This is a genomic window from Streptomyces sp. NPDC057950 (assembly GCF_042887295.1).
GTDB classification, from domain to species: domain Bacteria; phylum Actinomycetota; class Actinomycetes; order Streptomycetales; family Streptomycetaceae; genus Streptomyces; species Streptomyces kaempferi.
Genome location: NZ_JBHVPP010000004.1, coordinates 324,220 through 346,823, shown reverse-complemented (window position 1 = coordinate 346,823; position 22,604 = coordinate 324,220). Strand labels below are relative to the sequence as shown.

At 70.7% G+C, this 22,604-nt stretch carries 19 protein-coding genes and 1 other RNA gene; 12 read left to right on the top strand and 8 right to left on the bottom strand.

From position 1 onward, the window contains the following. The first annotated feature begins 10 nt into the window (after window positions 1-10). Both smpB and ssrA read left to right on the top strand, forming a co-directional pair. A complete protein-coding gene (gene smpB / locus ACFVTC_RS10480) occupies window positions 11-553 on the top strand; it encodes an SsrA-binding protein SmpB (protein WP_054229635.1) in 543 nt (180 codons plus the stop codon). A gap of 133 nt (window positions 554-686) precedes the next feature. Continuing rightward, window positions 687-1,075, top strand: a transfer-messenger RNA (tmRNA) gene (gene ssrA, locus ACFVTC_RS10475). A gap of 167 nt (window positions 1,076-1,242) precedes the next feature. Here ssrA and map read toward each other — a convergent pair. Beyond that, entirely contained in the window at window positions 1,243-2,010 is a 768-nt protein-coding gene (gene map / locus ACFVTC_RS10470; RefSeq protein WP_390126102.1) for a type I methionyl aminopeptidase, read from the bottom strand. A gap of 61 nt (window positions 2,011-2,071) precedes the next feature. On the opposite strand from map, the gene ACFVTC_RS10465 reads away from it, so the two are divergent. Then, a complete protein-coding gene (locus tag ACFVTC_RS10465; protein ID WP_390126100.1) occupies window positions 2,072-2,356 on the top strand; it encodes a helix-turn-helix domain-containing protein in 285 nt (94 codons plus the stop codon). 106 nt (window positions 2,357-2,462) lie between these two features. Here ACFVTC_RS10465 and ACFVTC_RS10460 read toward each other — a convergent pair whose 3' ends face one another. The 6 genes from ACFVTC_RS10460 to ACFVTC_RS10435 all read right to left on the bottom strand — a co-directional run bounded on the left by ACFVTC_RS10460 (window position 2,463) and on the right by ACFVTC_RS10435 (window position 10,388). Beyond that, on the bottom strand, window positions 2,463-3,476 hold the full coding sequence (locus tag ACFVTC_RS10460; RefSeq protein WP_390126098.1) for a LacI family DNA-binding transcriptional regulator: 1,014 nt from the start codon (window positions 3,474-3,476) through the stop codon (window positions 2,463-2,465). Continuing rightward, window positions 3,476-5,791: an alpha-xylosidase gene (yicI, locus tag ACFVTC_RS10455; RefSeq protein ID WP_390126096.1), complete on the bottom strand. Its 2,316-nt coding sequence runs from the start codon at window positions 5,789-5,791 to the stop codon at window positions 3,476-3,478. Before yicI ends, ACFVTC_RS10460 begins: the two co-directional genes overlap by 1 nt. Before the next feature lie 11 nt (window positions 5,792-5,802). Continuing rightward, window positions 5,803-6,624 (bottom strand): carbohydrate ABC transporter permease, encoded by an 822-nt coding sequence (locus ACFVTC_RS10450; protein WP_390126094.1) that lies wholly within the window; start codon window positions 6,622-6,624, stop codon window positions 5,803-5,805. Continuing rightward, window positions 6,621-7,589: a carbohydrate ABC transporter permease gene (locus ACFVTC_RS10445; protein ID WP_390126092.1), complete on the bottom strand. Its 969-nt coding sequence runs from the start codon at window positions 7,587-7,589 to the stop codon at window positions 6,621-6,623. Before ACFVTC_RS10445 ends, ACFVTC_RS10450 begins: the two co-directional genes overlap by 4 nt. After that, a complete protein-coding gene (locus ACFVTC_RS10440) occupies window positions 7,586-8,881 on the bottom strand; it encodes an ABC transporter substrate-binding protein (protein WP_390126090.1) in 1,296 nt (431 codons plus the stop codon). The genes ACFVTC_RS10445 and ACFVTC_RS10440 overlap by 4 nt, the downstream gene beginning before the upstream one ends. A gap of 118 nt (window positions 8,882-8,999) precedes the next feature. Continuing rightward, window positions 9,000-10,388: an MFS transporter gene (locus tag ACFVTC_RS10435; RefSeq protein WP_390126088.1), complete on the bottom strand. Its 1,389-nt coding sequence runs from the start codon at window positions 10,386-10,388 to the stop codon at window positions 9,000-9,002. 83 nt (window positions 10,389-10,471) lie between these two features. Between ACFVTC_RS10435 and ACFVTC_RS10430 the strand changes: the two genes are divergently transcribed. The 6 genes from ACFVTC_RS10430 (at window position 10,472) to ACFVTC_RS10405 (ending at window position 19,627) form a co-directional block, all read left to right on the top strand. Then, window positions 10,472-11,509: a LysR family transcriptional regulator gene (locus tag ACFVTC_RS10430; RefSeq protein ID WP_390126086.1), complete on the top strand. Its 1,038-nt coding sequence runs from the start codon at window positions 10,472-10,474 to the stop codon at window positions 11,507-11,509. An 851-nt stretch (window positions 11,510-12,360) separates the two neighbouring features. After that, window positions 12,361-13,254 carry a hypothetical protein gene (locus ACFVTC_RS10425; protein WP_390126084.1) on the top strand — a complete coding sequence of 298 codons (894 nt, stop codon included), beginning with the start codon at window positions 12,361-12,363 and terminating at the stop codon, window positions 13,252-13,254. Continuing rightward, entirely contained in the window at window positions 13,254-15,470 is a 2,217-nt protein-coding gene (locus tag ACFVTC_RS10420) for a glycosyltransferase (protein ID WP_390126082.1), read from the top strand. Before ACFVTC_RS10425 ends, ACFVTC_RS10420 begins: the two co-directional genes overlap by 1 nt. After that, window positions 15,467-16,804, top strand: a complete 1,338-nt coding sequence (locus ACFVTC_RS10415) for an acyltransferase (RefSeq protein WP_390126081.1) — start codon at window positions 15,467-15,469, stop codon at window positions 16,802-16,804. The genes ACFVTC_RS10420 and ACFVTC_RS10415 overlap by 4 nt, the downstream gene beginning before the upstream one ends. Window positions 16,805-16,986: 182 nt before the next feature. Next, window positions 16,987-18,366, top strand: a complete 1,380-nt coding sequence (locus tag ACFVTC_RS10410; RefSeq protein WP_390126079.1) for a nitrate/nitrite transporter — start codon at window positions 16,987-16,989, stop codon at window positions 18,364-18,366. Window positions 18,367-18,466: 100 nt separating this feature from the next. Next, window positions 18,467-19,627: a uroporphyrinogen-III synthase gene (locus ACFVTC_RS10405; RefSeq protein ID WP_390126077.1), complete on the top strand. Its 1,161-nt coding sequence runs from the start codon at window positions 18,467-18,469 to the stop codon at window positions 19,625-19,627. Here ACFVTC_RS10405 and ACFVTC_RS10400 read toward each other — a convergent pair. Continuing rightward, window positions 19,576-20,130, bottom strand: coding sequence for a DUF1772 domain-containing protein (locus ACFVTC_RS10400; RefSeq protein WP_390126075.1), 555 nt, complete (start codon window positions 20,128-20,130; stop codon window positions 19,576-19,578). The genes ACFVTC_RS10405 and ACFVTC_RS10400 overlap by 52 nt on opposite strands. 228 nt (window positions 20,131-20,358) lie before the next feature. Here ACFVTC_RS10400 and ACFVTC_RS10395 point away from each other — a divergent pair, with 228 nt between their 5' ends. The 3 genes from ACFVTC_RS10395 to ACFVTC_RS10385 all read left to right on the top strand — a co-directional run bounded on the left by ACFVTC_RS10395 (window position 20,359) and on the right by ACFVTC_RS10385 (window position 22,547). Continuing rightward, complete coding sequence (locus ACFVTC_RS10395) at window positions 20,359-20,946, top strand: CGNR zinc finger domain-containing protein (protein WP_390126073.1); 588 nt, start codon at window positions 20,359-20,361, stop codon at window positions 20,944-20,946. Between the two features lie 183 nt (window positions 20,947-21,129). Beyond that, window positions 21,130-21,726 carry a sigma-70 family RNA polymerase sigma factor gene (locus ACFVTC_RS10390; RefSeq protein WP_390126071.1) on the top strand — a complete coding sequence of 199 codons (597 nt, stop codon included), beginning with the start codon at window positions 21,130-21,132 and terminating at the stop codon, window positions 21,724-21,726. A gap of 38 nt (window positions 21,727-21,764) precedes the next feature. Next, complete coding sequence (locus ACFVTC_RS10385) at window positions 21,765-22,547, top strand: zf-HC2 domain-containing protein (protein ID WP_390126069.1); 783 nt, start codon at window positions 21,765-21,767, stop codon at window positions 22,545-22,547. The last annotated feature ends 57 nt before the right edge of the window (window positions 22,548-22,604 follow it).

Here is a 22,604-nt window from a genome sequence, read left to right as displayed (position 1 = left end):
GGTCAGCACTATGAGCAAGGGAATGTACGTACCGAAGGAGTCCCAGCCCAAGCAGGGCGGAGGGGCCGCGAAGGCCAAGGACGGCAAGCGCAAGATCGTCGCGCAGAACAAGAAGGCACGGCACGACTACGCGATCATCGACACCTACGAGGCCGGCCTCGTGCTCACCGGCACCGAGGTGAAGTCGCTGCGTCAGGGTCGCGCCTCGCTGACCGACGGCTTCGTCCAGATCGACGGGAACGAGGCGTGGCTGCACAACGCCCACATTCCCGAGTACAGCCAGGGCACGTGGACCAACCACACGGTGCGCCGCAAGCGGAAGCTGCTCCTGCACCGCGAGGAGATCGACAAGCTGGCGTCGAAGTCGGAGGAGACGGGTCACACGATCGTGCCCCTCGCCCTGTACTTCAAGGACGGCCGGGCCAAGGCCGAGATCGCGCTCGCCCGCGGTAAGAAGGAGTACGACAAGCGGCAGACCCTGCGCGAGAAGCAGGACCGCCGGGAGTCCGACCGCGCGATCGCGGCGGCGAAACGGAAGCAGCGTGGCGAGTAGCCACGAGGCGCCGGCCGCGAGGCGGTAGCCACGGGGAATACGGTGGCACCGACGTGCGTCGGTCACGTAGGATGGCATCTGCATCCCACAGCGGGTGCGCGACCCTCTTCGGAGGGGCTTGAAAAAACAACATGGGGATGATCGGTTTCGACAGCGGATGTCGAAGCAGGGGAAGCGTGTCGAGGAAGCGACAATGATCTCGTTAACCATATGTCGCAACCAATAATCGCCAATTCCAAGAGCGATTCCCAGTCCTTCGCCCTCGCTGCCTAATAAGCAGTGAGTGAAGGACCCTTAATGGGTGTCAGCCCGGGGGTGTTCCCGACCCGGACCCTGGCATAATCTAGGGAACTAAACCATCGAGCCCGGTCACGGGGTTCGATGGGAAATCAAACAGTGACTGGGCCCGTCGGCGACTTGTTCGCGTGATCACCGGGGCCGAGAAAATCGCAGCGAACTGCACACGGAGAAGCCCTGATTCTGCACCGGTGGACGCGGGTTCGATTCCCGCCATCTCCACGATCAGGAGGTCCCCTGGACCTCCACATCCCATGTGGGCAAAGGCCCCGTCGCTTTCGGGCGACGGGGCCTTTGTCATGACCGGCGGCCGGTTCCTGGTAGTGGTCCGGTGAGTTCGAGTGCGGGACTTCTGGAGGTTCCGCCGGAGCCGGGTGGGAGCGGGTTCGAGGTCAGGGAAGGGTGAGGATACGGGGACCATCCTCGGTGATGGCGATGGTGTGTTCGATGTGGGCGGCTCGGCTGCCGTCGATCGTGCGCAGGGTCCATCCGTCGGGGTCGGTGTGGTACGCGTTGTGTCCTCCGGCCATGAGCATGGGTTCGATGGCGAGGGTGAGGCCGTGGCGCAGGGGGAAGCCGCGGCCGGGTCGTCCGTGGTTGGGGACGTGGGGGTCCTCGTGCATCTGGCGGCCGATGCCGTGGCCGCCGAAGTCGGCCGGCATGCCGCAGGCGGCCTTGCGGGCGACCGTGCTGATGGCATGGGAGATGTCTCCGATGCGATGGCCGACGGTGGCGGCGGCGATGCCGGCGTCCAGGGCCTGCTGGGTGGCGGCGATGAGTTCGAGGTCGGCGGGGCGGGGGGTGCCGACGGTGAAGCTGATCGCGGCGTCGCCGGTCCAGCCGTCGAGTTCGGCTCCGCAGTCGACGCTGACCAGATCGCCGTCGCGCAGGCGGTGGTCGCCCGGGATGCCGTGCGCGACGGCGTCGTTGACGGACGCGCAGATCACGGCGGGGAAGGGAAGAGGGGCGAAGGAGGGCTGGTAGCCGAGGAACGGCGAGCGTGCCCCGGCCTCGGTGAGAACGGCGCGGGCGGCTTCGTCGAGCTCGCGCGGGCGGACTCCCACGGCTGCCGCCGCACGTGCGGCCGCGAGCGCGTGGGCCACGACGCGTCCGGCCTCGCGCATCATCTCCAGTGCCGTGTCGGTCTTGATCTCCACCATGTGTCCTGCTCCCTGCCACGCGATGTCGCCCAATACTTATACCGGTATTAGTATCACGGGCATGGTGAGAGTTCCGTTGAGCCCGCAAGAGCGGCAACGTGGAGAGCGGTTCGGGTCGCTGCTCCGCGAGGCCCGCGGTGACCGCAGCATGGTCGACGTCGCGGCTGCGGCCGGCGTGTCCGCAGAGACCCTCCGCAAGATCGAGACCGGCCGGGCCCCGACCCCGGCCTTCTTCACGGTGGCAGCCCTGGCCCACGCCCTGCACCTGTCGCTCGATGACCTGGCCGTCGCCTGCGCGGAAGCCGGGGAGGACGCGGAAGGCGGCGGGCAGGCCATCTCGGCGTGACCGTCGGGCGCGCGCCGTCCGGCGGAGAATCGGCGTCGCGGCGTCGGCCCGGTTGATCGAGGCTCGCTGATGCGCCTCGGTGCCCGGTGGACGGGGGCACGGTTCCTCAAGGGGCCGGCGTGCGCGGTGCGGTGCTCGCGCGTTCCGTCAGCCGGGGCGTCAGGAGCGTGGCCTCGGGGACGTCGGTGCCCCCCAGTTTCCTCATCAGCAGTTCCACCGCCCGAGTGCCCACCTCGGTGGACGGGAGGGCGACGGAGGTGACGGGGACGCGGACGTTCCCGGCGAGCTCGTCCGGGCAGATCGCGGTGACGGAGAGGTCGGCGGGGACGCGCAGACCGAGCTGCTCGAAGGCGTCGATCAGCGGTTCCAGGACCGGTTCGTTGTGGACGACGACGCCGGTGAGCGCCGGCTGTTCGCGCAGGAGCTGTTCGGCGACCCGGCGCGCGGCGGCGGGCGAGGAGTCGCAGGGGTGGACGGAGGACACGAGTCCGCCCCGGTCGGCGGCGGTGGTGAAGCCCTCCACCACGCGCTGGGCGAACGCCGTCCCCCGCACGTACACCTCGGGGGGCGATCCGACCAGCGCCACGACCCGGTGCCCGAGCCCCGCCAGCCGTTCGACGCAGAGCTCACCCGCCGCCTTGAAGTCCAGGTCGATGCAGGTGAGCCCGGCGGGCCGGGAGGGGAACCCGATGAGCACGGAGGGCCGGTCCAGGGCGCGCAGCAGCGGCAGCCTTGGGTCGTGCAACTGCACGTCCATCACGATCAGGGCGTCCACCAGCGCGGTGTCCGCGACCCGCCGCAGCCCCTCCTCGCCCTCCTCCTGTGTCAGCAGCAGGACGTCGTGATCGTGCCGGCGTGCCGCCGTCACCACCGACACCGCGAACTGCATCACCACCGGCACGTGGATGCCCGCCCTCAACGGCACCACCAGCGCGAGGACGTTGGACCGGTTGCTCGCGAGGGCGCGCGCCCCGGCGTGCGGACGGTAGCCCAGCCGGCGGATGCTGGCCTCGACACGCTGCCGGGTCTCCTCGGAGATGGGGCGCTTGCCGCTGAGGGCGTAGGAGACGGTGCTGGGGGAGACCCCGGCGTGCCGCGCCACATCGGTGATCTTCACCATCACTCCGACTCCGACTCCGACTCCGACTCCGACTCCGGGTCCGACTCTGACTCCGGCTGCGGGTCGGGTTCCAGGTCCAGGGACAGGAAGCCCGTCCCCGCCTTCGCCCGCGCCTCGCGGCCGCCCGCCGCCAGCCCCCACGGCGCCGCCGGATCACTGGACGCGGCCCGCAGGGTGTTCCCCTCGCGGACCACGGTGAACGTCACGCCGCCCACCGGCACCGTCACCCGGGCGCCGCGCTCCAGGCCGTACGCGCGCAGGGTGACCCCGTCGGCGTGGACGTAGTCGGGCCGGTCGTCCACGGCGCCCACCGGGATCACCGCGCCCGGCCGCACCAGCAGGGGCACGCTCAGGAAGCCGTGGTGTTCGCGCACCCAGCGCGGACCGGTCACGGTCCGCCCCGTGAGGAGGTGGGTCCAGGTGCCGTCCGGAACGTAGTAGGAGACGTCTCCCTCGTCGTTGAAGACGGGCGCGACCAGCAGGTCGGGGCCGAGCATGTACTGCCGCTCCAGATGCGCGCACGCCGGATCGTCCGGGAACTCCAGCACCATCGCCCGCATCATCGGCACCCCCTCGGCCTGCGCGGCGCGGGCGGCCTCGTACAGATAGGGCATGAGACGGAGCTTCAGCCGGGTGAACAGCCGCAGCACGTCCACGGCCTCCTCGTCGAACAGCCACGGCACCCGGTAGGAGGACGAGCCGTGCAGCCGGCTGTGGGAGGAGAGGAGACCAAAGGCGATCCACCGTTTGAAGAGGGCCGGTGGGGGCGTTCCCTCGAAGCCGCCGATGTCGTGGCTCCAGAAACCGAACCCCGACATGCCGAGGCTCAGCCCGCCGCGCAGCGACTCGGCCATCGACGCGTACGTCGCCTCGCAGTCGCCGCCCCAGTGCACCGGGAACTGCTGGCTCCCGGCCGTCGCCGAGCGGGCGAAGACGACGGCCTCCGCCTCGCCCCGGTGCTTGCGCAGCACCTCGAAGACGGTGCGGTTGTAGAGGTAGGTGTAGTAGTTGTGCATGCGTTCCGGGTCGGCGCCGTCGGCGTACGCCACGTCGACCGGGACCCGCTCGCCGAAGTCGGTCTTGAAGCAGTCGACGCCCTGGTCGAGCAGTGCCTCCAGTTTGGCGGCGTACCAGTCGCGGGCGGCGGGGCTGGTGAAGTCGACCAGCGCCATGCCCGGCTGCCACAGGTCCCATTGCCACACACTGCCGTCGGGCCTCCTGAGCAGATGGCCCAAGGACTTTCCCTCGGCGAAGAGCGGGGAGCGCTGCGCGATGTAGGGGTTGATCCACACGCAGATGTGCAGGCCCTTGTCCTTCAGGCGGGTCAGCATGGCCGCCGGGTCGGGGAACACGCGCGGGTCCCACTCGAAGTCGCACCAGTTGAACTCGCGCATCCAGAAGCAGTCGAAGTGGAAGACGGAGAAGGGGAGTTCACGGTCGCGCATGCCGTCGATGAAGGAGGTGACGGTGGCCTCGTCGTAGGAGGTGGTGAAGGACGTCGACAGCCACAGGCCGAAGGACCAGGCGGGCGGGAGGGCCGGACGGCCGGTGAGCCGCGTGTACTTGCGCAGGATGTCCTTCGGACTCGGCCCGTGGATCACGTAGTACGTCAACTGCTGTGTCTCGGCGCTGAACTGGACCCGCGACACCGCCTCCGAGCCGACCTCGAAGGAGACCCGGCCCGGGTGGTCGACGAAGACGCCGTAGCCCGCGTCCGTCAGATAGAACGGCACGTTCTTGTACGCCTGTTCGGTGGCGGTGCCGCCGTCGGCGTTCCACATGTCCACCACCTGGCCGTTCTTGACGAGCGGGCCGAAGCGCTCGCCGAGGCCGTAGACCTGGGTGCCGACGCCGAGGTTCAGCTGCTCGCGCAGGTAGTGGGCGCCGGCCGCGTCCCGCATGATGCCCATGCCCTTGGGGCCGCTGGTGGTGAGGACGCGGCCGTCGGCGAGGAAGTCCACGTGCCAGGGGGTGGTGCGGGAGACCCGGACGGACAGGGCGCCCGCGGTGAGCGTCGCGTGCTCGTCGTCGTGTTCCACGACGGGGGAGAAACCGCTCCGGTGGAGTTCGAAGCGGGGACCGCGCGGTTCCTCCCCCTGGAAGTGCGTGAACGTGACGCCGATGACGTCCGGCATCGGCGCGTGCGCGCTGATCGTCACGACCGGTCCCTTCAGCAGGTCGCCGCGGTGGCGGATGGGCTGGGTCGGCGCGTGGATCTCCAGGGTCCCGCCGGACGCGCTCACATCGAGGACCTCGACCGGATGGGCCGCGCTGACGCCTTCGCGCAGCAGCCAGTAGCCGTCGGTGAACTTCACGCCCACACCCCTTACTTGACCGCGCCCACGGCGATGCCGCGGGTCAGCGTCCGCTGGAAGACGAGGAAGAAGACGATCGCGGGGAGCACGCCGAGGAGGGCCGCCGCGTTGGTCATGGTCGCGTCCATCAGGCGCTGGCCCTGGAGGACACCGAGCGCCACCGACACCGTCTGGTTGTCGTTGGAGATCAGCATGACCAGCGGCAGCAGGAACTCGTTCCAGGTCCAGATGAAGAAGAAGACCAGGAGGACGCCGATGGTGGGACGGCTGACGGGGACCACGATCCGCCACAGCACCTGCCACTTGTTCGCCCCGTCGATCCGGGCGGCCTCGATGATCTCGCGCGGGAACTGCCCGAGGACGGAGGACAGGAGATACGTGCCGAAGGCCGCCTGGACGACGGTGAACACGATGATCACGCTGAGCCGGGTGTCGTAGAGGCCCGCCTGCTTGCTCAGGTAGTAGACCGGGTAGACCAGCGCCTCCTGCGGCAGCATGTTCGCCAGCACGAAGAAGGCGAGGACCCAGGTGCGGCCCCTGATGCGGCCGATGCCGATCGCGTACGCGTTCAGGACGGACAGCACGGCGGCGCCGATCGCCACCGAGCCGGAGATCAGGACCGAGTTGACCAGCTTCTGGCCGTAGTCGACGCGCTGCCAGAAGTCCTCGATGCCGTCGAGGTAGAGGCCGTGGGGCAGGCTGAGGGGTCCGTTCGACGAGTACTCGGTGGGGGACTTGACCGCGTTGACCGCGACGATGCCGAACGGCAGCACCATGAAGAGGGCCGCGACGACCAGGGCCACGAGGACGGGGTACCGGCGTAGGGCGGTCATGCGCGGAGTCCTTCCTCGGCGTCCTCGGCACGGGTCTGGAGCTTCAGGCCGACCACGGCGAGGACGAGGATGATCACGGTCAGCACGGTGGAGATCGCGGCGCCGTAGCCGACCTGGGTCTTCTCGAAGAAGGTGGCGAAGGAGAAGTAGGACGGCACGTCGGTCGCGCCGCCGGGGCCGCCCTTGGTGAGGACGTACACCGCGCCGAACACCTTGAGCGCGGCGATCGTGCACCAGAGGAGGACGACGTAGATCTCCGGGCGGATCTGCGGCAGCGTGATGTGCCCGAACCGGCGCCACCAGCCCGCGCCGTCCAGCTCCGCCGCCTCGTACAGCTGCGGGTCGACGCGTTGCAGTCCCGCCATGAAGACGACCAGCGGGAAGCCGATCTGGACCCACACCATCACGCCCATGACGCTGTAGAGCGCGAGGTCGGGGTCACCGAGCCAGTCCCGCTGGAGCGAGCCGAGACCCACCGCCCTCAGAAGCGCGTTCAGGGAGCCGTTGTCGGGGGCGAGGATCCAGCTCCAGACGATGCCGGCGACGGCGATGGGCAGGACCTGGGGGAGGTAGAAGCAGGCGCGCAGGACGGCGGCGGTCTTCGTGCCGAAGTGCTTGCCGACGAAGTCGAAGAGGGCGGCGGCCAGCACGAGCCCGAGGACCGTCGGTACGGCGGCCATCGCGACGACCATGAAGAGGCTGTGCCGGAAGGACGCCCAGAACTCGGAGTCGTCCAACAGCTCGCGGTAGTTGGCGAGCCCCGACCACTTCGGCGAGCCGACGCCCTGCCAGTCGGTGAAGCTCACACCGGTGTTCATCAGGAACGGGACGACGATCACCGCGAGGAAGGCGAGGACGCCGGGGAGCAGGAAGAGGGCGTAGGAGGAGCGGGGGCGGCGCGGGCGGCCCGTACGGCTGCGGTGCCGCCGGACCACCTCGCCGCCCCGTTCGGCGGTGGCCGTCATGTCTTCGGCGCGCCCTTGTCGTACGCCGTCTGCAGCGCGCTCAGATAGGCGTCCGGTTTCTCGCTCCCCGTGATCAGCTTCTGGGTCTCGGAGACGAGGACGTCGTAGAAGCCGGCGACCGGCCAGTCCGGGTAGAAGGCCAGACCGTCCTTGCCGGAGAGGGTGTTGAAGTCGGCGATCAGGGTCTTCGCCTTCGGGTCGGTGATGGCGGCGGTGTCGGCGCCCACCGGGACCCCGCCCTTGTTGCCGAGCAGGTTCTGGATCTTCTTCGACATGGTGATGTCGATGAAGTCGTAGGCGAGGTCCTTGTTCCTGGCTCCCTTGGGGACGACCCAGAGGTTGCCGCCGGAGCCGAGGGTGAGGTCGCTGCCCGGCCAGAGGAAGGTGCCCCAGTCGAACTTGTTCTCCGTCTGGAAGCGCCCGTACCACCAGCTGCCGCTGAACAGGATCGGGCTCTTGCCCTGGATGAAGGAGACGCCCGCGTCCTCGGCCTTGAGCGAGGTGGACTTCTTGCCGATGTAGCCCTTCTTCACCCAGTCGGCGAAGGTGGTGGCGGCGTACGTCCAGGCGGCGTCGTGGAAGTCCGTCTTCCCCTTGTAGAGCTCGTACTTGTCGACCCACGAGCGGTCGGCCTTGGAGAGGGCGAGCTGGTACAGGTACTGCTGGGCCACGTACTCGGCGCCCGCGTTGGCCAGCGGGGTGATGCCCTTCGACACGAACGTGTCCATGGCCGCGGTGAGCTGGTCGAGGCTGGTGGGCTCCGCGACGCCGTACTTCTTGAAGAGGTCCTTGTTGTAGAACACCATCGTGTACTCGGCGTAGTTGGGCACCCCGTACCACTTGCCGGAACCCATGACCCCGTTGGCGTCGTACCGGCTGGTGGTGCGCACCCCCGCGCTGAGCTTCTTGTCCCAGCCGCGCTTGGCCGCCTCGGCGGTCAGGTCGGTGAGAAGCCCCTGCTTGGAGAGCAGCCCGGCGGTCGCGTTGCCCTTGTTGTACTCCATGAGGTCGGGCGCGTCGTTCGAGTTCAGGACCATCGGCGCGGTCTTCTGGATCTGTTCGAAGCCCTTCTCCTCGAACTTCACCTTGACGCCCGGGTGGGTCCGCTCGAACTCCTTGATGGCCTCGTTCCAGGCCACGCCCATCGCGCTGTCCGGCCCTTCGTAGTGCCACAGTCTCAGCGTCTTGCCGTCCGGCGCACCGCTGTCCGAGCTGCCGCAGGAGGCCAGCAGCAGGGCGCCCGTCAGGGTCACCGCCGCCGTCGCCACCACATGCCTTCGTGTCGTCGACATCCATTGCCTCCGGGAGTCGGATGGGATCGGAGCCGTCACGCGACGGCCGTCGAATCGTTTTCGACACATCCCGTCGAAGCGCTTCGACGGGGGAAGGTATGTGGGGGCTCCGGGTGCGTCAATGGGGTGCGTCGGAATTGGCGCACGGGTTCGACCCGCCGGACGGCGCACTCCCTCGAAATGTCGGTGAACTCCCTCGAAAACGCACTGATATCAGGGCGGAGAGCGTGAACGCGGTCGCCGCCGCCGCGACCGGCACGACATACCCGGCCGTCGAGGAGAAGCGCTCCACCACCCACCCGCCGACCGCCGAGCCGCAGGCGATCCCGCCGAGCAGACCGGTCACCGCGAGCGTCATGCCCTCGTTCAGGCGTCCCTCGGGCGTGCGCCGCTGGACGAGCGCCATACCGGTGACCATGGTCGGCGCGGTGGCGGTCCCCGCGAGGAGCAGCGCGCCCGCCAGTACCGGGAGCGAGCCGGTGAGCGAGGCCGCGAGCAGCGGCAGGGACATCGTGACCGTCATGGCGGCGAGGCCGAGCCGGTGGCGCCGCTCGGCGGGGCCGGCCGGCTTCAGGGCTCCGTACAACAGCCCCGCCGCGCACGAGCCGGCGGCCTGCAGGGCGAGCACCGCGCCCGCGGCCGACCGGTGTCCCTGCGCGTCCGCGAACGCGATCGTGACGACCTCCATCGAGCCGAACACCGCTCCGGTGGCGAGGAAGCCGAGCAGGAGCGGAGGCATTCCGGGGGCCAGGACGGGGGACTTGGACCGCGGGTGCCGCCGGGGCGGCGGTTCCGTGGAGCGCTGGGCGGCGAAGACCAGGACGCCGGTCATCAGCAGGACGCCGGCCACCAGCGTCCCCGCTTCCGGGAAGAGCGTGGTGCACAGGAACGCCGCGCACACCGGGCCCAGCATGAAACACAGCTCGTCGGCGGCCTGTTCGAAGGAGTTCGCGGTGTGTGCGGTGTCGGGGTCGGCCCGGAAGAGGTGGGCCCAGCGGGCGCGCGACATGCCGCCCGTGTTGGGCGTGGTGGCGGTGGCGGCGTAAGCGGCGAACAGGGTCCAGTCGGGCGCCCCGAAGCGCACGCACAGCAGCAGCGCCAGACTTCCCAGCACGGCGAAGGCCGTGGCGGGCACGGCGATCCGGGCCTGGCCGTGGCGGTCGACGAGACGCGCGGTCCAGGGGGCGACCAGCGCGGTCGCCGCGAGGCCCGTCGCCGTCACGGCACCGGCGAGGGCGTAGGAGCCGCGGGACCCGGCGATCATGATGACCGCGCTGACACTGAACATGCCCATGGGCAGCCGCGCGAGCAGGTTCCCGAGGGTGAAGGCGCGGGCGCCGGGGACGGCGAAGAGGCGGTGGTAGGGAGTGCGGGGGATGCGGGGGGTGTGGTTGGTTCGGGTCGGGTTCGCGGGGTGTGGGTGGAGGTCCGGGCCGGCGGGCGCCGGACCGTCGCCCGTGACGGTGAGCGGTGGCGTGCGTGTCTGCTCGGAGGGCTGTCGCGGCATGGGTCCACCGTCGCCGGGAGTGGGACGAACGGTCCAACACCTGTTCGGCGGCGATTGACGCATCCGCGTTGTAAATTCGCTCGATGCCTGGTCAACGGCCCCCTGCCGCATCCCGCACCGCGCCTCCCGCCCGTCGGCGCCCCCCTCGTCCCACCGCCCGGCCCGACCCCCGTCTCCTGCGCGCCTTTCTCGCCGTCGCCGAGGAGTTGCACTTCACCCGGGCCGCCGCCCGGCTGTACGTCGCCCAGCAGGCCCTGAGCCGCGACGTCCGGCGGCTGGAGCGGGAGCTCGGGGCGGAGCTGTTCGTGCGGACGACCCGGCAGGTGACGCTGACGGCGGACGGTGAGCGCCTGCTGCCGCACGCCCGGCGGGTGCTGGAGGCGAACGAGGCCCTGCTGTCCGCGTTCGCGGCGAACGGCCCGGACCGGCCGCTGCTGGTCGACGTCAACTCGCCGGGGCTCGCCTGTGGACGCGTCCTCGACCGGGCCCGCGCGCTCGCCCCGGACTGCGAGTTGCTCGCCCGCTTCGAGAGCGGGCTCACCGGCGCGGCCGAGGAGATCCTCGCCGGGCGTCTGGACGTGTCGTTCGGACGGTTCGCGGGCCTCGCTCCGGCGGTCCGGGCCAGGCTCGCACAACAGCCCGTCCGGTACGAGCCGATGGCCGTCGTCCTGCCCGAGGACCATCCCCTCGCGGCCCTGGACGCGGTGCCGCTGGACGCGCTGGCGGGCGAGACCGTGTACGCCGGCGCGGGGAATCCCCGGACGCTGGAGTGGACCGACTTGGCGCGTCACCTCTTCGAGGGACGTGGGATCGTGCTGGCGCCCCCCGCGCCGGTGGCCCTCGGAATCGAGGAGTTCCAGCGGATCATGGCGAAGAAGCGGAACCCGGTGCTGGCCGTCGTGGACTTTCCGACGATGTCCGAAACTGTACGCAGACCGCTGATCGACCCCGTTCCCCTGTCGCCCGTGTCATTGGTGTGGCGCAAGGGGCTGGAGCATCCAGGCGTCGATGCCCTGCGGCGGGCGGCGGTCGAATTCGCGGCCGAGGAAGGCTGGCTGAGGCGCCCGGTGAACGGTTGGATTCCAGCCATCGATGCGGGCATCATGGCGGGGAAGGATTGACACATAAGCACACGGGTCTTCCACGTGCGCTACATTCATCTTCCGGGTTCAGTGTGATAAAGGGGGCGCTCGGAACGGGTGGGGGCCCGTTCCGGACGGCGAGTCAGTAGCGCCCGGAGTCGTGCGCGCACCCGAAATCCGTCCCTGGGGGGATGTACGTGCACGTGGAGAAGTGGCGAAAAGAAGCCCAACCTGATCACCGGACCGGTGATCAGGTGGAGGGGGCCGGTCCTGATCCGTCGGAACGGCGACAAGCCGGAGACACGACGCCGGACAGCCCCGAAGAACCCTTTGTCTGGCCCGACGCGGCCCAGGCGACATCGACCTGGCCGCAGGCCGGAATCGGCTCCGAGACCTCGCGCTCCGTAGAAGCGGAATGTGAGACAGGGGTCGAACACGATGCCGAAACAGCTCGTGGAGCTGCGGCGGAGCGGGGTGTGCCGACGCCGCCCCGAACCGGGACGGAACCCCGAATCGGGGTAGAACGCCGAATAGGTGCGGACCGCGGATTCGGTACGGACCGCCGATTCGGCGTAGACCGGCCGAGTTGGGCGGACCGTGCGATGTCGGCCGACGGCTCGACGCCGGCGGATCGCCTGCCGACTGCGGACCGTGCGATGCCGGCGGACCGTGCGATCCCGGCGGACCGTGCGATGTCGGCGGCCGGTCCAACGCCCGGGGATCGCCCCCCGACTGCGGACCGACCGACGCCGGCGGCCGGCGCGACGCCCGCGGATCGCCTGCCGACTGCGGACCGTGCGATGCCGGCGGCCGGCGCGACGCCCGGGGATCGCCTGCCCACTGCGGATCGCCTGCCGACTGCGGACCGACCGACGTCGGCGGACCGTGCGATGCCGGCGGCCGGCCCGACGTCCGTGGATCAGCCCGCGCAGGTGGACCGGTCGGTGCCGGCGGTGAGCCGGGTCGACGCGGACCGTCCGGCCGGCGCGGGGCGCCGGAGCGTGGCCGGCGGCCCGGCGCGGAGCGGCCCCCGTGCCGCCTTCGCCACCGGCCCCTGGGAGCGGCCCGAGGAGCCGGACCACACCCACGATCCCCATGAGGTGACCGTCCAACTCGACGGAGCCGGACGCCGGCTGGAGGACCGGCTCGTCGCGCGGACCGAGGACACCCCCGGTGTTGCGGACGGTCCGGTCTTCGTCGACGAGTCGGGGCGCCGCAGCCGCAGGTTCCGCCGCCTCGGCATCCTGGTCGGCATCGCCTGCGCCGTGTACGCCGTGGTCATCGTCGCCACGCTGCTGTCCGGCAGCTCCGACGCGCCCTGGCTGCCGGTGCCGGGCCAGCAGGACGACACACCGGCCGGGCAGGTCCACACCTCACCTCTGCCCACCGACTCGGTGAAGCCCTCCGGCCCGAGTGGCGGCGCGGCACCCGGCGTGAGCGCGGCGGTGGGCGACGGCACCACACCGGCCTCGGGCGTCGCCCCGAAGCCCGACGCCTCGGGCAGCACCCTGCCGCCGGGCACCTCCGCGGACCCCAAGCCCTCGGCGTCCGCGACCACCAAGCCGAAGCCGAGCGCCAGCACCACCAAGTCACCGGTCGTCGAACCGTCCCTGCCGGTGTCCAGCTCTCCCGACCCCAGCCCCTCGGTGGACCCCTCCGCGGGTACCTCGCAGAGTCCGCTCGGCGGCGACAGCGGGACCGTCGCCGACGGTCCCGTCGAGCCGCGGCCCCTCGCTCCCGTACCCGGCGCCACCGGCACCCCGTTCTCGGAGAACCTCGTCTGATGGCTTCCCGCACCAGCGCGCACGGGTCCGTTCCCCGTGCGCGGCGCCCGGTTCCCAACGCCCGGCGCCGACGGCTGCCGATGCGTTTCCTGCTCCCTTCGCTGCTCCTCGTCGCCCTGCTCGCGATGCTGATGCTGCGCGGCTACGTCCACAGCGAGATCCTCGCCGACCACCGGATCCAGCCCGAGGCGGCCACCGACAAGGTGCCCGAGAAGATCCTCGACGGCGGCCCGGTCATCGACACCCGCGGCGGCCGCACGAGCAGCCTGAGCGTCCCCGACCACCGGCTCGTCCTCACCTTCGACGACGGCCCGGACCCGAAGTGGACGCCCCAGGTCCTCGACGTCCTCAAGAAGCACCACGCGCACGCCGTCTTCTTCGTCACCGGCACCATGGCCTCGCGCTATCCGGAGCTGGTGCGGCGCATGGTCGACGAGGGGAACGAGGTCGGCCTGCACACCTTCAACCACCCCGACCTCTCGTACCAGTCGAAGGGGCGCATCGACTGGGAGCTGTCCCAGAGCCAGCTGGCCCTGGAGGGCGCGGCGGGCATCCGGACCTCCCTCTTCCGCCCCCCGTACTCCTCCTTCGCCGACGCCATGGACAACAAGTCCTGGCCGGTGACGAAATACATCGGCAGCCGCGGCTACATCACCGTCGTCAACAACACCGACAGTGAGGACTGGCAGAAGCCCGGCGTCGACGAGATCATCCGCCGCGCCACGCCCGAGGGCGGCAAGGGCGCGATCGTCCTCATGCACGACTCCGGCGGTGACCGGCACCAGACGGTGGAGGCGCTCGACAGGTTCCTGCCCGGACTGCAGCGGCAGGGCTACGAGTTCCAGAACCTCACCGAGGCGCTGGACGCCCCCAGCGCGCACACCCCGGTCACCGGCCTCGACCTGTGGAAGGGCAAGGTCTGGATCTACCTGGTCGGGGCCTCCGACGGCGTCACCGACGTCCTGGTCGCCGGTATCGCGGTCATCGGCGTACTGGTCTTCACCCGCTTCGGCATGATGCTCGTGCTCTCCGCCGCGCACGCCCGCCGGGTGCGCCGCGACGGCTTCCGCTGGGGCCCGGTCCCGGTCACCGAACCGGTGTCGGTGCTCGTGCCCGCGTACAACGAGGCCAAGTGCATCGAGAACACGGTCCGTTCCCTCATGGCGAGCGAACACCCCGTCGAGGTCGTGGTCGTCGACGACGGGTCGAGCGACGGCACGGCCCGGATCGTCGAGGACCTGCGGCTGCCCAACGTCCGTGTCGTGCGCCAGCTCAACGCGGGCAAGCCCGCGGCCCTCAACCGGGGTGTGGCCAACGCCCGGCACGACATCGTCGTGATGATGGACGGTGACACCGTCTTCGAACCGGCCACCGTCGGTGAACTGGTGCAGCCCTTCGCCGACCCGAGTGTCGGCGCGGTCGCCGGAAACGCGAAGGTCGGCAATCGCGACTCCCTCATCGGGGCCTGGCAGCACATCGAGTACGTGATGGGCTTCAACCTCGACCGGCGGATGTACGACATCCTGCGCTGCATGCCGACCATCCCCGGCGCGGTCGGTGCCTTCCGACGTTCCGCCCTGGACCGGGTCGGCGGCATGAGCGACGACACGCTCGCCGAGGACACCGACATCACGATGGCCCTGCACCGCGACGGCTGGCGGGTGGTGTACGCGGAGAAGGCGCGCGCGTGGACCGAGGCACCGGAGTCCGTGCAGCAGCTCTGGTCCCAGCGCTACCGCTGGTCGTACGGCACGATGCAGGCGATCTGGAAACACCGCAGGGCCGTCGTGGAGAAGGGCCCCTCGGGCCGCTTCGGGCGGGTCGGCCTGCCGCTGGTGGCGCTGTTCATGGTGCTGGCCCCGCTGCTGGCCCCGCTGATCGACGTCTTCCTGCTCTACGGAGTGGTGTTCGGGCCGACACAGAAGACGATCATCGCCTGGCTCGGTGTCCTCGCCGTCCAGGCGGTCTGCGCGGCGTACGCCTTCCGGCTGGACCGCGAGCGCATGATCCACCTCGTCTCGCTCCCGCTCCAGCAGATCCTCTACCGACAGTTGATGTACATGGTCCTGATCCAGTCCTGGATCACTGCTCTCACCGGAGGCCGGCTGCGCTGGCAGAAGCTCCGGCGTACGGGCGTGGTGGAGGCGCCGGGGGCGACCCCGCGGCAGCGGACGGCGCGGAGCGAGAACGAGAAGGACCGGAGGCCGGTCGGATGACGACGCACGAGTACACGGCGGGTGCGACGCCGCCGCCGGGTGCCCCACGCGTGCGCACCGAACCGGCGGCGGTGCCGGTGCCCGCGGCGGCGGCCGGGAAGCCGGGCCGTGACCGCTACCTCGACCTGCTGCGCTCGATCGCCCTGGTCCGGGTGGTCCTCTATCACCTCTTCGGGTGGGCGTGGCTGTCCGTCCTGTTCCCCTCCATGGGCGTGATGTTCGCGCTGGCGGGCTCGCTGATGGCACGCTCGCTGAGCCGTCCCGCGTGGAGTGTGATCCGGGGGCGCGTGCGGCGTCTGCTGCCCCCGCTCTGGGCCTTCAGCGCGGTCGTGCTCGCCCTGATGTTCGCGGGCGGCTGGAACCCCGCGCACGACCCGGACACCGGCGGCGGTGTCTGGGGCGTCGCCGAGGTCCTCAACTACATCGTCCCGGTCGGCGCCCCGCCGTACCCCGCGCACGCCGGTTCGGAGTCGGGCCTGCTGGAATCCAGTTGGGCGGAACAGAGCGCGGGTCCGCTCTGGTACCTGCGCGCCTACCTGTGGTTCGTGGTCGCCTCCCCGCTCCTGCTGTGGGCGTTCCGCCGCGTTCCCTGGGCGACCCTGCTGGCTCCGCTCGCGCTGACCGCGGTGATCGGCACCGGGCTGGTCACCATCCCCGGCGAGACGGGCAACGCCGTCACCGACTTCGCGGTCTACGGCGGCTGCTGGGTCCTGGGCTTCGCCCACCACGAGGGGATGCTGGTGAAGGTCCCCCGCTACCTCGCGATCTCGGGCTCGGCGCTGGTGATGGCCTTCGCCCTGTGGTGGGCCTCGGGCCATCTCGGTTCCGAGGGCTGGGACCTGAACGACATCCCGCTGGCCGACGCGCTGTGGTCCTTCGGCTTCGTGGTGATCCTGCTCCAGTACAGCCCGTCCTGGAAGGAACTGCCGGGCCGCCTTGCCAGGTGGGACAAGCTCGTGACGCTGTCCAACAACCGCGCGGTCACGATCTATCTGTGGCACAACATGGTGATCATGGCCACGGTCCCGATCCTCGACCGGATGTACAGCCTTCCGTTCATGGACAGCGACCGCGCTGCGGCGGCGCTGGACGCGACCTACACGCTGTGGACGTTCGTCCTGGTGTGGCCCCTCATCGGCCTGGCCATCCTGGCCTTCGGCTGGATCGAGGACATCGCGGCGAAGCGCGGCCCACGGCTGTGGCCGAACGGAGCGAAGCCGAGGGGCGGCGGTCCACGGGGCGGTCACCGGGCGGCGGGCGCCGAGGCACCCCCACGGGGCGGTCACCGGGCGGCGGGCGCCGAGGCACCCCCAGGAGACGGCCACCGGGTCTGAATCCGGGCGGGAGGCGACGGTCCGCCGCGCATTCCTCACCGTCGCCCCCGCTCTCCGGTGAGAGCAACGTTCCGCTCCGGTCACTCGAGGCCACGACGCGGAAACGCGCCCTCCCTACCTTCGGGACCCAGCAGGTCGTCGGCCGACGCCTGGGCAGCGCACCGGAGATCCGTGGAGGCGTCATGACAGCCCCGAGCACAGCCCCCGCACGCAGCGGGAAAGGACGCTGGATCGAACGGTGGGATCCGGAGGACGAGACCTTCTGGCACGAGACGGGGGCGAAGGTCGCCCGGCGCAACCTGCTCCTGTCCGTACTCTCCGAGCACATCGGCTTCTCGGTCTGGACCCTGTGGTCGGTCATGGTGCTCTTCATGGGGCCCGAGTACGGGCTCACCCCCGCCGACAAGTTCCTGCTCACGTCGATGGTGACGCTGGTCGGGGCCGTGGTGCGGGTGCCGTACACCTTCGCGGTGGCGGTCTTCGGCGGCAGGAACTGGACGATCGTCTCGGCGGCCCTGCTGCTCGTGCCGACCGTCGCCGCGTTCGTGGTGATGGAGCCGGGGACCTCGTTCTCCACGTTCCTGCTGGTCGGTCTGCTCGCCGGCGTCGGCGGCGGCAACTTCGCCTCCAGCATGACCAACATCAACGCGTTCTTCCCGCTGCGCCGCAAGGGCTGGGCGCTCGGCCTCAACGCCGGTGGCGGCAACATCGGCGTGCCCGTCATCCAGCTCGTGGCGCTCGCGATCATCGGGGCGCACGGCGGGCCCCGCGTGCTGCTGGGCATCTACATCCCGCTCGTCCTCGTCGCCGCCGCGCTCGCCGCTGTCTTCATGGACAACATCGCGTCCGTGCGGAACGACACCGGCGCCGTCAAGGACGCCGCGAAGGACGCGCACACCTGGATCATGTCCCTCCTCTACACCGGCACCTTCGGGTCGTTCATCGGCTACGGCTTCGCCTTCGGACAGGTGCTGCAGAACCAGTTCGGGCGCACGCCCCTGCAGGCGGCGTACGTCACCTTCGTCGGCCCGCTGCTCGGCTCGCTGATCCGGCCGGTCGGCGGACGGCTCGCCGACCGGTACGGCGGGGCGCGGATCACGCTGTGGAACTTCGTCGCCATGGCCGGCGCGACCGGTGTCGTCGTGGTCGCCTCCGTCCAGAGGTCGTTGCCGCTGTTCACCGTCGCGTTCATCGCGCTGTTCGTGCTCACCGGGCTCGGCAACGGCTCGACGTACAAGATGATCCCCGGCATCTTCCAGGCCGAGGCGGTCGCCCAGGGGCTGCGGGGCGAGGCGGCCACCTCCTACGGGCGGCGGCTGTCCGGTGCCTCCATGGGACTCATCGGCGCGGTGGGCGCGCTCGGCGGCGTCGGCATCAACCTCGCCCTGCGGCAGTCCTTCCTCTCCTACGGTTCCGGCACCGGGGCCTTCGTGGCCTTCCTCGCCTTCTACGGACTCTGCTTCGCGGTCACTTGGGCCGTATACCTTCGTGTGCCCGCACCCCGGGCCCGGACCGTCGCGGTCGCGGAGGCGAAGCCGCGGCCCGACCACGCCGAGGTCTGACGTAACACGGGTGACATCACGGGGAACCGGGCCTGTCACGGGCCGTTGACAGGCTCGGTCGGCCGCAAGCGCACGACGACTTCCGCGTGAGACGAGACCCATGTACGAGGAACCGCAGCGACCCGCCCCGCAGGATCACGGCCCCCTCTCCGGATTCACCGTCGGAGTGACGGCCGCACGCCGGGCCGACGAGCTCGGCGCGCTGCTCCAGCGGCGCGGCGCCTGTGTCCAGCACGCCCCCGCCCTGCGTATCGTGCCGCTCGCCGACGACGGCGAACTGCTCGCCGCCACCGAGGAACTGATCGACCGTGCCCCGGACATCGCGGTGGCCACGACCGCCATCGGCTTCCGCGGCTGGATCGAGGCCGCCGACGGATGGGGACTCGGCGAGGCCCTGCTCGCACGGCTGCGCGGGGTCGAGGTCCTCGCCCGCGGGCCCAAGGTCAAGGGCGCGATACGGGCCCAGGGGCTGACCGAGGAGTGGTCGCCGTCCTCCGAGTCCATGGCCGAGGTGCTCGACCGGCTCCTGGAGGAGGGCGTGCGGGGCCGCCGGATCGCCGTACAGCTGCACGGTGAACCGCTGCCCGGGTTCGTGGAGTCGCTGCGGGCGGCGGGCGCCGAAGTGGTGCCCGTGCCGGTGTACCGGTGGATGCCGCCGCAGGACATCGGACCGGTCGACCGGCTGCTGGACGCCACCGTCGCCCGGGGCCTGGACGCGCTCACCTTCACCAGCGCGCCCGCCGCAGCCTCCCTGCTGTCCCGCGCCGAGGGACGCGGCCTGCTCCCCGAACTGCTCGCCGCCCTCCACCACGACGTGCTGGCCGCCTGCGTCGGCCCGGTCACCGCGCTGCCGCTCCAGGCCCACGGCGTCGCCACGATCCAGCCGGAGCGCTTCCGGCTCGGCCCCCTCGTCCAATTGCTCTGCCAGGAACTCCCGGGCCGTGCCCGCACGCTGCCGGTCGCCGGCCACCGGGTGGAGATCCGCGGGCACGCGGTGCTGGTCGGCGGCGCGCTGCGTCCCGTACCGCCCGCCGGGATGTCACTGCTGCGGGCCCTGTCGAGGCGGCCGGGCTGGGTGGTGGCGCGGGCCGAACTGCTGCGCGCGCTGCCGGGCGCCGGACGCGACGAGCACGCCGTCGAGACGGCCATGGCCCGGCTGCGCACCGCGCTGGGCGCCCCCGGACTCATCCAGACCGTGGTCAAGCGCGGCTACCGGCTGGCCCTCGACCCGGCGGCCGACGCCAAGTACGCGGACGGGTAGGCCCCGCGGTGGAGGTGGAGGGCGCGGGCGAGGCAGGCCAGGGCGGCCGTCGACAGCAAGGCCCGTACGACGTTCCAGGCGACCCAGGTGTCCTCGAAGCGCTCGCGCACGGCGGCCGGGTCGGCGATCCGCGCCGGGTCGCCCGCGTCCGCCAGCCGGTCGTTGAGCGGGACGTTCACGGCCGTGGTGACCAGGAAGGCGAGCACGTACGCGGCCAGGGCCGCCCACACCCACCGGCGGTGCGGGGACCTGCGCGACTGCCAGGCGGAGACGGCCGTGAGGACCAGCGCGCCCAGGAAGCTCAGGAAGAACACCGGGTTCTGGATCACGTCGTTGATGTTTCCCATGACCTCGATGAAGACGCGGTCGTCGCTGCGCGCCAGCGACGGCATGACGGCGCAGGCGAAGATGTAGAAGACGCCCGCGATCAGACCCATCGCGACCGTGGCCGCGCCCAGGACACCTGCGGCGGCCCTCGGCCGCCCCGTGCTGTTCTCTGTCATGACACTGAGTCAACCGCCCTGGACGCAAAGGGCACATGGCCGAGGCGCGCGGCCCCATGAGCGGACGTCCACGCGGCTGTCCGAGCGGCTGTCCGAGCGGCTGTCCGCGCCGCTGTTCACGCGGCCGTCCACGGCCTGTGCGGTACCGGGTCTTCCGGCGGCGCGCGCGGGCATGCACTGTAGGAGGTACCTCCCCCACGGCGGTAACCCCAAGGCGGTGACAGGCACATGGCATCGGGCATGGCCACGGCCCCGTACGAGTTGCGGTTCGACTCCGGGCGGATCTGCCTGGATCTCCTGGCGACCACCCACCCGGAGGAACGGCTCGACGCGGTGGACCGGCTGCGTGTCTGGATCATCCGGTCCGGCCTCGTCCCGGCCGGCACACCGCTGACGGCGGCCGATCCCTCCTGGCTCGTGGGCTTTCGCGAACTACGCGGACAAGTGGCCCAGTTGGTCCGGGCGGAACTGGACGGCCGGCCCGCCGAGACGGCGCTCGCCCGGGTCAACGCGCTCGCCCTCGCCGCCCCGCCCGCCCCCTCGGCCGTACGCGCCGAGGACGGCTCCCTGCGGCGCAGACTGCACACCCCGCCCGGATGTCCCGGGCTGCTCGCGCTGATCGCCCGTGACGCCCTCGAACTGCTCACCGATCCGGCGGCGCGCGCGAGCCTGCGACAATGCGCCGGTGACAACTGCCCGATCGTGTATCTGGACACCTCCCGTGGCAGGCGCCGGCGATGGTGCTCCAGCGAGGTGTGCGGGAACCGCGAGCGAGTGGCCCGGCACCGGCGGCGGGCCGCCCTCGCCCGTGCGTGAAACAGCCCTCCGGAGACCTCTTTCCCACCCCTACGTGATCTTCCGATCGCGCCGAGTGGTCATGGAGAGATCTTCACAACTCCCCCAGGAAATATGTACCGCCTCTTTGAACACGGGCCCGACCCCGCACGTACCCCGTCATGAGCGACCGACTGGGGGAACCCCCGGACACCGGAGGTAGGCGTGCGCAAGGATTCGGCCGTGGCTGATGATGAACGAAGGTCAAGGGCCCGACATCGCATGAATCCGTCCGCGTCGGCTTCGTCGAACAGCGAACCCGACGAGGAGCTGATGCGTGCGCTCTACCGGGAGCACGCGGGTCCCTTGCTCGCATACGTGCTGCGCCTGGTCGCCGGCGACCGGCAGCGCGCCGAGGACGTCGTACAGGAAACACTCATCCGTGCCTGGAAGAACGCCGGTCAGCTCAATCGGGCGACCGGTTCGGTACGACCCTGGCTGGTGACGGTCGCCCGGCGCATCGTCATCGACGGACACCGCAGCCGGCAGGCCCGGCCGCAGGAGGTGGACCCGGCACCGCTGGAGGTCATCCCCGCGGAGGACGAGATCGACAAGGCGTTGTGGCTGATGACACTGTCGGACGCGCTGGACGACCTGACCCCTGCTCACAGGGAGGTTCTGGTCGAAACGTACTTCAAAGGGCGTACGGTCAATGAAGCGGCCGAAACGCTCGGCATACCCAGCGGCACTGTGCGCTCCCGGGTGTTCTACGCCCTGCGTTCGATGAAGCTGGCGCTGGAGGAGCGGGGGGTGACGGCATGAACGCGTACGGGGGATACGGAACGGGCGGTCCAGGAGCCATGCAGGGACCACGGGGACAGCAGAACCCCGGCGACAACATCCACGAAACCGTCGGCGCCTACGCCCTCGGCATCCTCGACGACGCGGAGGCCACGGCCTTCGAGGCCCACCTCGCCACCTGCGAGTGGTGCGGCCAGCAGCTCGACGAGCTCGCCGGGATGGAACCGATGCTCGCCGCGCTCGCGGATCTGCCCGCCGCGCAGGGCACCCCGGCCATCGGCGAGTCGCTGTCCGCCCGCCCGAGTCCACGGCTCGCGGAACGGCTGGTCGACGAGGTCTCGCAGCGGCGCGCCGTCAAGCGCCGGCGCGGGATGTACCTGGTGGCCGCGGCGGCCGCGCTGATCATCGGCGGTCCGCTGACGGTGATGGCGGTCAGCGGCGGCGACGGCGGTACCAAGACGCCCGCCGCGATGGCCACCAGTCCGGCCAAGGCGGCGTTCCAGACGATGACCGACAAGGTCACGGCCACGGACCCGACGACCAGGACCAAGGCGACCGTCGCGGTGGAGTCGAAGGACTGGGGCACCCACGCGGTCCTCCAGCTCTCGAACGTCAAGGGCCCGCTGAAGTGCTCCCTGATCGCCGTGGGCAAGAACGGCGAGCGTGAGACGGTCACCTCCTGGGCGGTCCCCGAGTGGGGCTACGGCATCCCGGGCGCCACGACCGAACAGGCGAAGAACCCGCTCTACGTACACGGCGGAGCGGCCTTCAAGCCCAACCAGATCGACCACTTCGAGGTCATGACCTTCGACGGCAAGCGGCTCGTACAGGTGAAGGCGTGAGCGAGGCCTGGGCGCGCACGTAGCCTCCCGGGGTCCCCTTCGCGTACGGTTGACGGC

Bases quoted from the DNA above. Each gene is read 5' to 3' on its own strand.
- smpB (WP_054229635.1), top strand. From the start codon at position 11: ATGAGCAAGGGAATGTACGTACCGAAGGAGTCCCAGCCCAAGCAGGGC.
- map (WP_390126102.1), bottom strand. From the start codon at position 2,010: ATGGTGGAGATCAAGACCGACACGGCACTGGAGATGATGCGCGAGGCC.
- ACFVTC_RS10465 (WP_390126100.1), top strand. From the start codon at position 2,072: ATGGTGAGAGTTCCGTTGAGCCCGCAAGAGCGGCAACGTGGAGAGCGG.
- ACFVTC_RS10460 (WP_390126098.1), bottom strand. From the start codon at position 3,476: ATGGTGAAGATCACCGATGTGGCGCGGCACGCCGGGGTCTCCCCCAGC.
- ACFVTC_RS10450 (WP_390126094.1), bottom strand. From the start codon at position 6,624: ATGACCGCCCTACGCCGGTACCCCGTCCTCGTGGCCCTGGTCGTCGCG.
- ACFVTC_RS10445 (WP_390126092.1), bottom strand. From the start codon at position 7,589: ATGACGGCCACCGCCGAACGGGGCGGCGAGGTGGTCCGGCGGCACCGC.
- ACFVTC_RS10440 (WP_390126090.1), bottom strand. From the start codon at position 8,881: ATGTCGACGACACGAAGGCATGTGGTGGCGACGGCGGCGGTGACCCTG.
- ACFVTC_RS10435 (WP_390126088.1), bottom strand. From the start codon at position 10,388: ATGCCGCGACAGCCCTCCGAGCAGACACGCACGCCACCGCTCACCGTC.
- ACFVTC_RS10430 (WP_390126086.1), top strand. From the start codon at position 10,472: ATGCCTGGTCAACGGCCCCCTGCCGCATCCCGCACCGCGCCTCCCGCC.
- ACFVTC_RS10425 (WP_390126084.1), top strand. From the start codon at position 12,361: ATGCCGGCGGCCGGCCCGACGTCCGTGGATCAGCCCGCGCAGGTGGAC.
- ACFVTC_RS10420 (WP_390126082.1), top strand. From the start codon at position 13,254: ATGGCTTCCCGCACCAGCGCGCACGGGTCCGTTCCCCGTGCGCGGCGC.
- ACFVTC_RS10415 (WP_390126081.1), top strand. From the start codon at position 15,467: ATGACGACGCACGAGTACACGGCGGGTGCGACGCCGCCGCCGGGTGCC.
- ACFVTC_RS10410 (WP_390126079.1), top strand. From the start codon at position 16,987: ATGACAGCCCCGAGCACAGCCCCCGCACGCAGCGGGAAAGGACGCTGG.
- ACFVTC_RS10405 (WP_390126077.1), top strand. From the start codon at position 18,467: ATGTACGAGGAACCGCAGCGACCCGCCCCGCAGGATCACGGCCCCCTC.
- ACFVTC_RS10400 (WP_390126075.1), bottom strand. From the start codon at position 20,130: ATGACAGAGAACAGCACGGGGCGGCCGAGGGCCGCCGCAGGTGTCCTG.
- ACFVTC_RS10395 (WP_390126073.1), top strand. From the start codon at position 20,359: ATGGCATCGGGCATGGCCACGGCCCCGTACGAGTTGCGGTTCGACTCC.
- ACFVTC_RS10385 (WP_390126069.1), top strand. From the start codon at position 21,765: ATGCAGGGACCACGGGGACAGCAGAACCCCGGCGACAACATCCACGAA.